Source organism: Stenotrophomonas sp. 116085_Sma (assembly GCF_056479585.1).
In genome coordinates this window covers 710683-723320 of the sequence record NZ_CM151057.1, presented here as the reverse complement: position 1 = coordinate 723320, position 12638 = coordinate 710683, and the positions used below count along the sequence as shown (strand labels likewise).

General features: G+C 67.8%; 9 protein-coding genes. 5 read left to right on the top strand and 4 right to left on the bottom strand.

Features of this window, described 5'->3' with window-relative positions; translation table 11 throughout:
• The first annotated feature begins 678 nt into the window (after nt 1-678).
• Nucleotides 679-2778 carry a glycosyl hydrolase family 18 protein gene (locus tag ACZK0Z_RS03275; protein WP_197633050.1) on the top strand — a complete coding sequence of 700 codons (2100 nt, stop codon included), beginning with the start codon at nt 679-681 and terminating at the stop codon, nt 2776-2778.
• A gap of 122 nt (nt 2779-2900) precedes the next feature.
• Here ACZK0Z_RS03275 and ACZK0Z_RS03270 read toward each other — a convergent pair whose 3' ends face one another.
• Nucleotides 2901-3686, bottom strand: coding sequence for a thioredoxin fold domain-containing protein (locus tag ACZK0Z_RS03270; protein ID WP_197633048.1), 786 nt, complete (start codon nt 3684-3686; stop codon nt 2901-2903).
• 100 nt (nt 3687-3786) lie between these two features.
• On the bottom strand, nt 3787-4764 hold the full coding sequence (xerD, locus tag ACZK0Z_RS03265) for a site-specific tyrosine recombinase XerD (RefSeq protein ID WP_049427369.1): 978 nt from the start codon (nt 4762-4764) through the stop codon (nt 3787-3789).
• Between the two features lie 56 nt (nt 4765-4820).
• Here xerD and ACZK0Z_RS03260 point away from each other — a divergent pair, with 56 nt between their 5' ends.
• Nucleotides 4821-5312 (top strand): RDD family protein, encoded by a 492-nt coding sequence (locus ACZK0Z_RS03260; protein ID WP_197633046.1) that lies wholly within the window; start codon nt 4821-4823, stop codon nt 5310-5312.
• A 90-nt stretch (nt 5313-5402) separates the two neighbouring features.
• Here the strand turns inward: ACZK0Z_RS03260 and lptG are convergent, their stop codons facing one another.
• Both lptG and lptF read right to left on the bottom strand, forming a co-directional pair.
• Nucleotides 5403-6509, bottom strand: coding sequence for an LPS export ABC transporter permease LptG (gene lptG, locus ACZK0Z_RS03255; RefSeq protein WP_049427372.1), 1107 nt, complete (start codon nt 6507-6509; stop codon nt 5403-5405).
• A complete protein-coding gene (gene lptF / locus ACZK0Z_RS03250) occupies nt 6506-7588 on the bottom strand; it encodes an LPS export ABC transporter permease LptF (RefSeq protein ID WP_049427375.1) in 1083 nt (360 codons plus the stop codon). Before lptF ends, lptG begins: the two co-directional genes overlap by 4 nt.
• A gap of 104 nt (nt 7589-7692) precedes the next feature.
• Here lptF and ACZK0Z_RS03245 point away from each other — a divergent pair, with 104 nt between their 5' ends.
• The 3 genes from ACZK0Z_RS03245 (at nt 7693) to ACZK0Z_RS03235 (ending at nt 12580) form a co-directional block, all read left to right on the top strand.
• On the top strand, nt 7693-9171 hold the full coding sequence (locus tag ACZK0Z_RS03245; RefSeq protein ID WP_197633042.1) for a leucyl aminopeptidase: 1479 nt from the start codon (nt 7693-7695) through the stop codon (nt 9169-9171).
• An 82-nt stretch (nt 9172-9253) separates the two neighbouring features.
• Nucleotides 9254-9679 carry a DNA polymerase III subunit chi gene (locus tag ACZK0Z_RS03240; protein ID WP_014645876.1) on the top strand — a complete coding sequence of 142 codons (426 nt, stop codon included), beginning with the start codon at nt 9254-9256 and terminating at the stop codon, nt 9677-9679.
• 72 nt (nt 9680-9751) lie between these two features.
• Nucleotides 9752-12580 (top strand): valine--tRNA ligase, encoded by a 2829-nt coding sequence (locus ACZK0Z_RS03235; protein WP_049427382.1) that lies wholly within the window; start codon nt 9752-9754, stop codon nt 12578-12580.
• Nucleotides 12581-12638 lie beyond the last annotated feature (58 nt).

The following is a 12638-nucleotide window of genomic DNA, read 5'->3' as shown; positions in this document are numbered from 1 at the left end:
AAGCGGGGTTCCCGTGGGATGGCGGGGTGGTGGGGGCCAGCAGGACACGCCGTAAACCCGTCCATGGGGGCTCGATGGCGCCATCCATGGCGCCAACGGTCCTGCTGGCCCCCACCACCCCGCCCCCGACAGATTTCCGCGATCTGCCGCCATGCGTGGATGCTCCCCGGTAGTGCCGGCCGCTGGCCGGCAACCAGAGGAAGTCAGAAATCAGGCATTGAAGAGCGAAGCGACCGGCTTTTGATTTTGATTTTCTGTTCTGTCTTTCGTGGCTGGGCCGCGCAGGAACCTGTCAGGGGTCGGGCGGGTGGGCATCGCGGGGGTGTCCGCGGCATGGATGCCGCGGCCAAGCCCCCATGGACGGGTTTACGGCGTCCCCCGCGATGCCCACCCGCCCGGCCAAACCCTTGAATTCGCGTGCCGACCAACCACGAGGGGCTCCGCCGATGGCCGCCGACCGCGCGCAGCGCGCTCTCCGCCTGAATCCCGGAACCATGCGCTTGCTCACGGATTGACCACACAATTGATGACAACGTTGTCCCTACCTGGCGCCGGACTCTCTCCCCGGCCTCCCAGGTACCCCGTCCGCCCCCTCCGTCGCCTTCCCGGGCGACGCCCGGACCTGCGTCACGCGCGGCGCCATCGGGGCCCGCGCGCCCTTTGATCGGAGACTTACCCATGTACGACCCGATTGTGCGCAGTGCCGAACGTGCGACCCGAAGCTGTCGTCCCCGCCGCCTGGCCTGGCTGCTTGCCCTGGCCGCCGGTACCGCCGCCCTGCCCGGCCTGGCGCAGGCCGCCAGCTGTGCCGGCGTGGCCCAGTGGGACCAGGCCAAGATCTACCGGGCCGGCGATACCCTCCAGAAAGGAGGCGTCCTCTATCGGGCGAACCAGGACATCTGGAACGCGCCGCCGGACCATCCGGCCGGCGCGCCCTACTACACCAACCTCGGTGCCTGCGATGGCAGCGGAACCAACCAGCCGCCAGTGGTCAGCCTGACCTCGCCGGCCAACGGCGCCACCTTCAGCGCCGGCAGCACGGTCAACGTGACCGCCAACGCCAGCGACCCGGACGGCAGCGTCGCGAAGGTCGAGTTCTTCCGCGACGGCGCCTCGCTGGGCATCGCCACCAGTGCGCCGTATGCGGCCAGCTGGGCCAATGCCAGCGCCGGCAGCCACACCCTGCGCGCGGTGGCCACCGACAACAACAACGCCACCAGCAGCACGTCGACCATCACCATCACCGTCAACGCCGCCGGTGGGGATACCACCGCGCCGAGCGTGCCCGGTGGGCTGACGGTGGGCACGCGTACCGCCAACAGCATCGCGCTCAGCTGGAGCCCGTCCACCGACAACACCGGTGGCAGCGGCGTGGCCGGCTATGACGTGTACCGCAATGGCAGCCTGGTCGGTTCGCCGTCCAGCGCCAGCTATGTCGATGGTGGCCTGACCGCATCCACCACCTATCGCTACCGCGTGCGTGCCCGCGACAACGCCGGCAACGCGTCCGCCCAAGGCACCGAGATCAGCGCCACCACGCTGGCCGGCGACGGCGGCACCACCGGCAAGCGGGTCATCGGCTACTTCACCCAGTGGGGCATCTACGGCCGCAACTACCGGGTCAAGAACATCGACAGCAGCGGTTCGGCCGCACGCCTGACCCACATCAACTACGCCTTCGGCAACGTGCGCAACAACCGCTGCGAAGTGGGCATCACCCAGCCGTCGGATCCGAACAGTGGTGCCGGTGGCGATGCCTTCGCCGACTACACCAAGGCCTTCAGCGCCGCCGAGAGCGTCAGCGGCAGCGCTGATACCTGGGACCAGCCGCTGCGCGGCAACTGGAACCAGCTCAAGCAGCTCAAGGCCAAGTACCCGGGCATGAAGGTGCTGATCTCGCTGGGTGGCTGGACCTGGTCGCGCGGCTTCTCCAGCGCGGCACGCCCGGAAAACCGCCAGGCCTTCGTCGCCTCGTGCATCGATGCCTACATCAAGGGCAACCTGCCGGTGACCGACGGTGCCGGTGGCGCCGGTGCCGCGCTGGGCGTGTTCGACGGCATCGACATCGACTGGGAATACCCGGTGGCGTGCGGCATCGAGTGCGGCAAGCCGGAAGACAACGCCAACTTCACCGCGCTGATGGCCGAGTTCCGCCGCCAGCTCGATGCAGTGCGTCCGGGCCTGTTGCTGACGGTGGCGGTGGGTGCGGGCATCGACAAGATCCGCGTCACCGATCCGGCCGCGTACCACCCGTACCTGGACTACATCAACGTGATGACCTACGACTTCCACGGCGCGTGGGACGCGAAGACCAATCACCAGTCCGCACTGTTCGATTCGCCGAATGATCCGTCCACCGGCGACCAGAAGCTGTACAACAGCAACGACGCCATCGAGGCCTTCATCAGCCGAGGCGTTCCCGCCGCCAAGCTCAACCTGGGCATCGGCTACTACGGGCGTGGCTGGACCGGCGTGGCCAACGCCAACAACGGCCTGTACCAGACCGCGACCGGCGCCGCCCCGGGTACCTACGAGGCCGGCATCGAGGACTGGAAGGTGCTGAAGAACCTGGCGTGGCCGGGCTACACCGACAACACCGCCGGTGCCACCTGGATCTACAACGGCAGCACGCTGTGGAGCTTCGACACCCCGGCCAACATCACCCGCAAGATGGGTTACGTGAAGACCCAGGGCCTGGGCGGTGCGTTCGTCTGGGAGTTCAGTGGTGACGATGCGCAGGGCACGCTGACCAAGGCGGTCAGTGATGGCCTGAAGTAAGCAAAAAAGCCGGGGATGCGACACGCATTCCCGGCTTCCCACCTGTAGAGCCGAGCCCATGCTCGGCTGATGCTTCCGCAGCCGAGCATGGGCTCGGCTCTACAGGAAAAGGCCGGCGGTGATCAGCGCTTGGCCGACAGCTTTTCCAGCGCCGCACGCAGCTGTGCCGGCGGCAGGTAGCCCCCCAGCTGGGTGCCGTCGGGGGCGAAGATCGCCGGCGTGCCGTTCACGCCCAGCTGCTGGCCCAGTGCGTACTGCATCGCTACCGGGTTGGTGCAGTTCTTGGCCGGCACGCTGCCACCGCGCTTGGCGTTGGTCAGTGCCTGGCGACGATCAGCCGCACACCAGACCGAGATCATGTCGGTGTAGTCCTTGCTGCCCAGGCCCATGCGCGGGAACGCCAGGTACTCGACGGAGATGCCGTTGCGGTTGAGCTCGGCGATGTCCTGGTGCAGCTTGCGGCAGTAACCGCATTCGATGTCGGTGAACACGCTGATGGTGTACTTGGCGTTCGGGGCAGCAAACACGATGCGGTCGCCATGGTTGGCCTTGGCCAGCAGATCGCGGCGGTAGCCCAGCAGGCCTTCGCTGTTGGCCGGGCCCTTGGCGCGGGTGTCATACGGCTGCGACTGGAACAGGTAGCGGCCATCATCGGACACGTACAGCAACTGGCCGGACACGACGACCTCGCGGAAGCCAGGGAACGGCGCAGCGCCGATGTAATCCACCTGGAAACCGGGATTGAGCGCGGTCAGCGCGGCACGCACGGCCTGGTCGGCCGACGCGCTGGCGGCCGGGCTGGCCTTGGCCGCAGTGGTAGCAGGGGCCTTGGCGGCCGGCGGCGCGGGCTGGGCACAGGCCGTCAGGCTGAGCGCGCCGAACACGGCGGCGATGGCAAATCGGAGCATGGAACGGTCCGCGGCAGAAGAAGACCTCGGATTCTGACACAGCCACCGGCACCGGGCCGCGACGCCGCGCACCGCCCGGGGCCAGGGTTCAGGCCACCGCTCATCCACGCGGATGATGCCGGGCGTGCAGTTTCTGCAGGTGCTCGCGCGCCACCAGGGTGTAGATCTGGGTGGTCGACAACGAGCTGTGGCCAAGCAGCATCTGCAGCGCACGCAGATCGGCGCCACGATTGAGCAGGTGGGTGGCGAAGCTGTGGCGCAGGCCATGCGGGCTGATCCGCACCGGGTCGATACCGGCAATCTGCGCGTAGCGCTTGACCAGGTGCCAGAACGCCTGCCGGGTCAGCGCATGCAACGTCGCTTCGACAAACAGCGGGGTCTGCCCATCCGCCAAGGCCTGTACCCTGCCCTTGCCGACCAGCTGCGGCCGGGACTGCTGCAGGTAACGCTCCAGCCAATGCTGGGATTCCTCGCCCAGCGGCACCAGCCGCTCCTTGCTGCCCTTGCCGGTGACCCGCAGCACGCCCTGGCGCAGGTTGACCGCAGTGGCCGGCAGCAGCACCAGTTCGCTCACGCGCAGGCCGGCGGCATACATCAGCTCCAGCATGGCGCGATCGCGCAGGCCCAGCGGGCTGTCGACATCGGGTGCTGCCAGGAGCGCGTCGATCTGGCTCTCGGCCAGTGCCTTGGGCAGCAGCCGAGGCAGCTTGGGTGGGTCCAGCAGCGCGCTGGGGTCTTCGCTGCGGTCGCCCCGGCGCACGCCATCGGCAAAGAACGCGCGCAACGCCGACAACAGGCGGGCATTGCTTCGCGGCGACCAGCCATGCCGGGTGCGCCAGGCCAGGTAGTCGAACAGGCCGGGACGCTCGATGCCGGCCAGGCCACCGTCGCGCCCGTCCATCCAGCGTGCCAACCCTTCCAGGTCGCGCCGGTAGCTGTCGAGGGTGGCGCGGGCCAGGCCGTTCTCGGCCCAGATCGCATCGAGGAAACGCTGGATGCGCACGCTGTCATCGGCGCGCAGTTCCGGCAGTTGCTGCACCAGCTGGCGGCGTTCGGCGGGGGTGGAAACAGAAGCCATGCGTGCAGGATACGAGGGCCACTGCGGATGCGGCCAGCATTGCGTATGCTCGGCTCATGTCCCGTCCCGTCATTGATACGGTCCCTGCGGCCGCTACCGAGCTGCCCCGCCCACGCGCTTTGCTGCTGTGGCGTGCGCTGGCGATGGTCTACGACGCGCTGCCGGTGCTGGCGCTGTGGATGCTGGCCGGCACCCTGTTCACCCTGGCCTACACCTTCAGCGGCCACGCCCAGCGCGAGAACATTGCACCGTTCAGCGCCTGGCAGTGGCTGCTGTGGGCAGTGTCCTGGCTGATCACGGGGGGGTATGCCACGGCCAGCTGGCGCCGCGGCGGACAGACACTGGGCATGCGGCCGTGGCGGTTGAAGCTGGAATCGAGCGATGGCGCGCCCTTGCGACGCACGCAGCTTTGGCTGCGTTTCGCCGTGGGCACGTTGTCACTGCTGCTGGGCGGCCTGGGATTCTGGTGGGCGTGGATCGACCGCCAGCGACTGACCTGGCACGACCGCGCCAGCGGCACCCACCTGATGCGGATACCGAAGCGCTGATGCACGACCTGTAGAGCCGAGCCGATGCTCGGCTGACGAGCGGTGAGCGAAAAGCAGCCGAGCATGGGCTCGGCTCTACAACAATCACGATCAGCCCGATTTCCGCCGGAACAGCAATCCCGATACCGCCAGCATCACGATCGGCGGCAACGCATAGGCAATGCGGAAATCGAACTTCAACGCGCCGGCCATGCGGCCGAAGAACAGCTGCAGCAGCCAGAAGCCCAGCGCGAACAGGATACCGAGGAACAGGCGCTTGCCCATGCCACCACTACGCAGCGAGCCGAACGCGAACGGCACCGCCGCCAGGCACAGCGCCAGCACGTTCACCGGGTAGAACCAGCGGCTCCAGTACACGTCCTCGAAATCGCGCGCATCCAGGCCGTTGCGCTCGCGATAGGCGATGCTGGTGCTCAGTTCCGCCAGGCTGAGATTGCGTGGCTTGGCGATGCCGGTAGCCAGCGCCGCCGGGTCCAGCTTCGAATTCCAGGGCTCACGCGCCACTTCCTGGCGGGTCACCGAGCGCTCGCCGAAGGTGTCGCGGCGCACCCCGGTCAGTATCCAGCCGTCCTTGTCATGCTCGACGGTGTCGGCATGGGTCAACGAGGCGATCCGGCCGTCCTCGGCAATGCGGTACAGGCGCACGTCGCGCAGGATCAGCCGCGTGCCCTTGTCGCCCACCAGCTGCTCTTCGCCTGCGACGGCACTGAGGAAGGTATCGCCTTCGCGCGCCCACAGGCCCGAGTAGCGGCTGCTGGAAATGTCCCTCCCCCATTTGGCGCTGGACTTCAGCGCATCGGCGCGGTCCTGGCCCCAGGGGCCCAATGTCTCGGCGCTGAGCACCATCACTGCGGTCAGCAACGACAGCGCGATGGCCACCGATACGCTCAGGCGCTTCCGCGACAGGCCCAGCGCACGCAGCGCGGTCAGCTCCGAGGTCGCCGCCAGCTGGCCCAGGCCCATCAGTGCCCCGATCACCGCTGCGGTGGGGAACATCGTGTAGGCGCGGCGGGGCACCGTGTACAGCACCCATGCGGCGGCATGGCCCAGGGTGTAGCCGTTCTTGCCGATGTCCTTGAACTCGCCGGAGAACGCCATCACCACGTCCAGGCCGACCAGCACCGCCCAGGTAAGCAGTACGGTGGTGAACACCGACTGGCCCAGGTACAGATCGAAACGCATCGGGCGCAGCCTCATGCGCGGGCTCCCTTCGGGCGGCCCAGGCGGCCATCACGGGCATACATCCAGATCGCCAGCGCCAGCAGCGGCAGAGTCAGCCACCACAGGCCCAGCGCGGGCGGAATCTTGCCGTTGGCAATCCAGCCACTGCCGATGAACATCAGGTTGGTACCGACCATATAGGCCATCAGGGCCAGCATCATCCGGCCGTAGCGCTGCTGGCGCGGCGAGCTGCGGCCCAGCGGCACGGTCAGCAGGGCGAACGCCAGCGCGATCAGCGGTGGTGCCAGGCGACGGTGCAGCTGTGCCTGCGCCTGCGGGCGCTCGTCACCGATAAGCTTCAGCGTCGGCATCAGTTCCGGGTCATCCTCGGTGCGGGTCTGCGCGCCATCAGGCAGGGCCACGTCGTTGCGGGCGAAGGTCGCCAACCGGTAGTCCAGCGCACCGGCCACCGGACCTTCCACCTGGTGGCCGTCATCCAGCTCCAGGAAGCGCTGGCGGGTGCCCTCGAAGAACATGCGGCCGCCGTTGGCCGACACCACCTCCAGCCGGTCATCCTTCTGCCGCTGCAGGAAGACCTTGCCCAGCTGGGTGCCATCGGGCGAGATCGAGGACAGGTAGACCACGCCGCCATTGGGCAGCTGGGTGAAGCGGCCCGGCTCCAGGCCGGCCATCAGCACGCTGCGGTTGGCCTCGACGATCATCTGCTCGGCCACCCGGCCGGCCCACGGGCCCAGCCACAGCGAGCAGGCGCCGACCAGCAGCACCACCGGCACCACCAGCATCAGCAGCGGCCGCAGCAGGCGCTTGGGGCCCACGCCAATGGCGGTGATGACCGCCATCTCCGAGTCCCGGTACAGGCGGGCGACCGCCAGCAGCAGGCCAAGCATCAGCGCCAGCGGCAGGATCAGCGGCAGGTAGGCGATGAACTGCAGGCCCAGCTGGGAGAACAGCAGCTTGGCCGGCAGACGCCCGTCGGCGATGTTGCCGAGGATGTCCACCAGCACGCCGCCTACGCTGACGACCAGCAGGACGATCAGGGTAGCCAGGAAACTCTGGACGAAATCGCCCAGCAGGTATCGGTCGAGCTTCAGCATGGGGCGGTGGTTTAAACTCTGGGGTTCGTTCGCGGTGCCGCCCAGTCTACTGTCTGGGCGTAAACGGCCTGCGATTGTACGGACTCGCCAATGGAATCTGCTCAATGGCCCTCGAATTCACCCTGAACCACGTTGCTCCGGCCGCCGCCACCGTCGATTGCCTGGTGGTCGGCGCCTACGCCGACCATACCCTGACCCCGGCCGCACAGGCCCTGGACGCTGCCAGCGGCGGCCGCCTGGCCTCGCTGGCCCAGCGCGGCGACCTGTCCGGCAAGACCGGCGCCACCACCCTGCTGCACGACCTGCCGGGCGTGACCGCCCCGCGCGTGCTGGTGGTCGGCCTGGGCGATGCCGCCCGCTTCGGCGTGCCGCAGTACCTGAAGGCCGTTGGCGACGCCGTGCGCGCGCTGAAGGCCGGCGCTACCCGCAGCGCACTGTTCACCCTGTCCGAAGTGGCCATCAAGGACCGCGACGCGGCCTGGGCGATCCGCCAGGCAGTGATCGCCGCCGATCACGCCGCCTACCGCTACACCGCCACGCTGGGCAAGAAGAAGGCCGACGACGCCGGCCTGGCCCAGCTGGCCATTGCCGGTGACGACGCCCAGGCCCTGGCCCAGGGCCAGGCCATCGCCGCCGGTGTCGAGTTCGCCCGCGAACTGGGCAACCTGCCACCGAACTACTGCACCCCGGCCTACCTGGCCGAAGTGGGCGTGAAGTTTGCCGGCGAGCACGACGGTGCCGAGGCCGAGATCCTGGATGAGACCCAGATGGAAGCGCTGGGCATGGGCTCGCTGCTGGCCGTGGCCCGCGGGTCGGCCAACCGTCCGCGCCTGGTCGTGCTGAAGTGGACCGGTGGCGGCGACGCCAAGCCCTATGTGCTGGTCGGCAAGGGCATCACCTTCGATACCGGTGGCGTCAACCTGAAGACCCAAGGCGGCATCGAGGAGATGAAGTACGACATGTGCGGTGGCGCCAACGTCATCGGCACCTTCGTCGCGGCCGTGAAGGCCAAGCTGCCGCTGAACCTCGTCGTGGTGGTGCCGGCCGTTGAAAACGCGATCGATGGCAACGCCTACCGTCCATCTGACGTGATCACCTCGATGTCGGGCAAGACCATCGAAGTGGGCAACACCGACGCCGAAGGCCGCCTGATCCTGTGCGACGCGCTGACCTACGCACAGCGCTTCGAGCCGGCCGCGCTGGTCGACGTCGCCACCCTGACCGGTGCCTGCATGGTCGCCCTCGGCCACCAGACCGCCGGCCTGATGAGCAAGCACGACGACCTGGCCAACGAGCTGCTGGCTGCCGGCGAGCACGTGTTCGACCGCGCCTGGCGCCTGCCGCTGTGGGACGAGTACCAGCCGATGCTGGATTCGACCTTCGCCGACGTCTACAACATCGGCGGCCGCTGGGCCGGTGCGATCACCGCTGGCTGCTTCCTGTCGCGCTTCGCCGAAGGCCAACGCTGGGCGCACCTGGACATCGCCGGCGTGGCCAGCGATGAAGGCAAGCGTGGCATGGCCACCGGCCGCCCGGTCGGCCTGCTGAGCCAGTGGCTGCTGGACCAGGCCGCCCGCGCCTGATGCCGTACCCGACCCTGGCCGGCCCACGCCGGCCAGGGCCTCGCCCGGCACGACCGGGCTTCTGCCTGACCCGGACCCTGCCATGCCCCGCGCCGACTTCTACCTGATCGCCAAGCCCCGCTTCCTGACCGAGCCACTGCGCCTGGTCTGCGAGCTGGCACGCAAGGCCAACGACGCCGGGTTGTTCACCCTGGTGCTGGCCCGCGACCAGGCCCAGGCCGAAGAGCTGGACGAGCTGCTGTGGGCCTTCGACAACGATGCCTACATCCCGCACCAGATCGCCGGCGAAGACATGGACGAGGAAGAGGCCCTGGTGCTGATCGCCGTACCAGGCACCGACGCGCCGGCACGCCCGCTGGTGATCAACCTGCGCGATGAGCCCTGGCTGGGCCAGTGCGAACGCGTGCTGGAAGTGGTCCCGGCCGATCCGGAAGCGCGCGAACCGCTGCGCGAACGCTGGCGCCAGTACAAGGCCGCCGGTTACGACCTGAACAAGCACGACATGTAAGCGCGCCCCGGCCCCCTTGATGGGCCGCCGCCGCGCCCTGATCCTTCAACGATTACCTCCTGGTTCCCCCGCATGACCCAACTCGCCTCCAGCTACGACCCGAAGTCCTTCGAGACCGACCTCTACGAGGCCTGGGAGAAGGCCGGCCACTTCAAGCCGTCCGGCACGGGCGAGCCGTACACCATCCTGCTGCCGCCACCGAACGTGACCGGCACGCTGCACATGGGCCATGCGTTCCAGCAGACGCTGATGGATGCACTTGTGCGCTACCACCGCATGCGCGGCTACGACACGCTGTGGCAGGTCGGTACCGACCACGCCGGCATCGCCACCGAAATGGTGGTCAGCCGCAACCTGGCGCTGGAAGGCAAGGGCGAGACCCGTGATTCGCTGGGCCGCGAAGGCTTCATCGGCAAGGTCTGGGAGTGGAAGCAGCAGTCCGGCGACACCATCGAACGCCAGATGCGCCGCCTCGGCACCTCCGCCGACTGGTCGCGCAGCACCTTCACCATGGACCCGCAGCCGTCGGCCGCGGTGAACGAAGCCTTCGTGCGCTGGTACGAGCAGGGCCTGATCTACCGCGGCCAGCGCCTGGTCAACTGGGACCCGGTGCTGAAGACCGCCATTTCCGACCTGGAAGTGGAGAGCGCAGAGGAAGATGGCTTCCTGTGGTCGATCGCCTACACGCTGGATGAAGGCCTGAGCTACGAGCACGTCGAGCGCGATGCCGACGGCGTGGAAACCCTGCGCGAAACCCGCGACTACCTGGTGGTCGCCACCACCCGCCCGGAAACCCTGCTGGGCGATACCGCGGTGATGGTCCACCCGGAAGATGAGCGCTACGCCCATCTGATCGGCAAGAGCGTGGTGCTGCCGTTGACCGGCCGCCGCGTGCCGGTGATCGCCGACGACTACGTGGACCGTGCGTTCGGCACCGGCGTTGTCAAGGTCACCCCGGCGCACGATTTCAACGACTATGAAGTGGGCGTGCGCCACGGCCTGCCGATGATCAACCTGTTCACCCCGGTGGCGGCGCTCAACGAGAACGCACCGGAGCGTTTCCAGGGCCTGGACCGCTACGCAGCGCGCAAGGCCGTGCTGGCCGAGCTGGAAGACCTGGGCATCCTGGTCGAGACCAAGGCGCACAAGCTGCAGGTGCCGCGCGGCGACCGTACCGGCCAGGTGATCGAGCCGTACCTGACCGACCAGTGGTTCGTGAAGATGGACGACCTGGCCAAGCGTGGCCTGGAACTGGTCGAGGACGGAAGCATCGCCTTCGTGCCGCCGAACTGGATCAACACCTACCGCCACTGGATGAACAACATCCAGGACTGGTGCATCAGCCGCCAGCTGTGGTGGGGCCATCGCATTCCGGCGTGGTTCGACGAAGCCACCGGCAACTGCTACGTCGGTCGCAGCGAAGACGAAGTGCGCGCGAAGAACAACCTCGGCAGCGACGTGGTGCTGAACCAGGAAAGCGACGTGCTGGAGACCTGGTTCTCCTCGCAGCTGTGGCCGTTCTCCACCCTGGGCTGGCCAAACGAGCAGGCCATGGCCGAGCGTGGCTTCGACCGCTACCTGCCGTCGTCAGTGCTGATCACCGGCTTCGACATCATCTTCTTCTGGGTGGCGCGCATGATCATGGCCACCGACAACCTGGTCGGGAAGATCCCGTTCAAGGACGTCTACTTCACCGGCCTGATCCGCGACGGCCAGGGCCAGAAGATGTCCAAGAGCAAGGGTAACGTGCTTGACCCGCTGGACATCATCGACGGCATCACCATCGACGACCTGGTCGCCAAGCGCACCGGCGGCCTGATGCAGCCGAAGATGGTGGAGAAGATCGAGAAGGCCACCCGCAAGGAATTCCCGGACGGCATCGCCGCCCATGGTGCCGACGCGCTGCGCTTCACCATCGCCGCGCTGGCCACCCACGGCCGCGACATCAAGTTCGACATGAACCGCGCCGAGGGCTACAAGAACTTCTGCAACAAGCTGTGGAACGCCAGCCGCTTCGCCCTGATGAACACTGAAGGCGCGGCGTTCACCGGCGTGCCCAAGCCGCGCACCGATGCCGAGCGCTGGATCCTCGCGCGCCTGGCGGCCACCACCGCCGAAGCGCAGGGCCATTTCGCCGCCTACCGCTTCGACCTGCTGGCGCAGTGCCTGTACGAGTTCGCCTGGAACGCGTTCTGCGACTGGTTCCTGGAACTGAGCAAGCCGGCCCTGAACGGTGCCGACGCCGCCGATGCTGAAAGCACCCGCCACACCCTGCTGTACGTGCTGGAAGCGCTGCTGCGCCTGCTGCACCCGCTGACCCCGTTCATCACCGAACAGCTGTGGCAGCAGCTGGCCCCGCGCCTGGGCCTGGCCGAAACCACGCTGTCGCTGCGCCCGTACCCGACCGCGGCCGAGTTCGAAGGCGATTTCGCCCAGGCCGAGGCCGACGTGGAATGGCTGAAGGCGGTGATCAGTGCGGTGCGCCGCGTGCGCAGCGAACTGAACGTCGCCCCGTCCAAGCTGGTGCCGCTGCGCCTGCAGGCCGGCCTTGAACAGGACCGCCTGCGCATTGAACGCTTCAGCGCCTCGCTGTCGTTCCTGCTGAAGCTGGACAGCATCCAGTGGCTGGCCGAAGGTGAAAGCGCACCGCCGGCCGCCGCCGCAATCGTGGGTGAACTGAAGCTGCTGGTGCCGCTGGAAGGCCTGGTCGATCTCGACGCCGAGCGCGTGCGCCTGGACAAGGAAATCGCCCGCGTCGATGCCGAAAAGGAAAAGAGCGAGACCAAGCTGGCCAGGTTCACCGACAAGGTGCCACCGGCGGTGGTCGAGCAGGAACGCGTGCGACTGGCCGACTGGAATACCCAACTGGCCGGCCTGCGCGAGCAGCGCGCGAAGCTGTAAGCGCCGCGCTCTGGTGCGTGCCAGCCAAGGTTGGCAATTACCACGGCGGGAGAGGTTG

What these genes read in the sequence shown, in the direction of transcription:
- ACZK0Z_RS03245 (WP_197633042.1), top strand. Translation starts at nt 7,693, where the DNA reads ATGGCCCTCGAATTCACCCTGAACCACGTTGCTCCGGCCGCCGCCACC.
- xerD (WP_049427369.1), bottom strand. Translation starts at nt 4,764, where the DNA reads ATGGCTTCTGTTTCCACCCCCGCCGAACGCCGCCAGCTGGTGCAGCAA.
- lptG (WP_049427372.1), bottom strand. Translation starts at nt 6,509, where the DNA reads ATGAGGCTGCGCCCGATGCGTTTCGATCTGTACCTGGGCCAGTCGGTG.
- ACZK0Z_RS03235 (WP_049427382.1), top strand. Translation starts at nt 9,752, where the DNA reads ATGACCCAACTCGCCTCCAGCTACGACCCGAAGTCCTTCGAGACCGAC.
- ACZK0Z_RS03240 (WP_014645876.1), top strand. Translation starts at nt 9,254, where the DNA reads ATGCCCCGCGCCGACTTCTACCTGATCGCCAAGCCCCGCTTCCTGACC.
- lptF (WP_049427375.1), bottom strand. Translation starts at nt 7,588, where the DNA reads ATGCTGAAGCTCGACCGATACCTGCTGGGCGATTTCGTCCAGAGTTTC.
- ACZK0Z_RS03270 (WP_197633048.1), bottom strand. Translation starts at nt 3,686, where the DNA reads ATGCTCCGATTTGCCATCGCCGCCGTGTTCGGCGCGCTCAGCCTGACG.
- ACZK0Z_RS03275 (WP_197633050.1), top strand. Translation starts at nt 679, where the DNA reads ATGTACGACCCGATTGTGCGCAGTGCCGAACGTGCGACCCGAAGCTGT.
- ACZK0Z_RS03260 (WP_197633046.1), top strand. Translation starts at nt 4,821, where the DNA reads ATGTCCCGTCCCGTCATTGATACGGTCCCTGCGGCCGCTACCGAGCTG.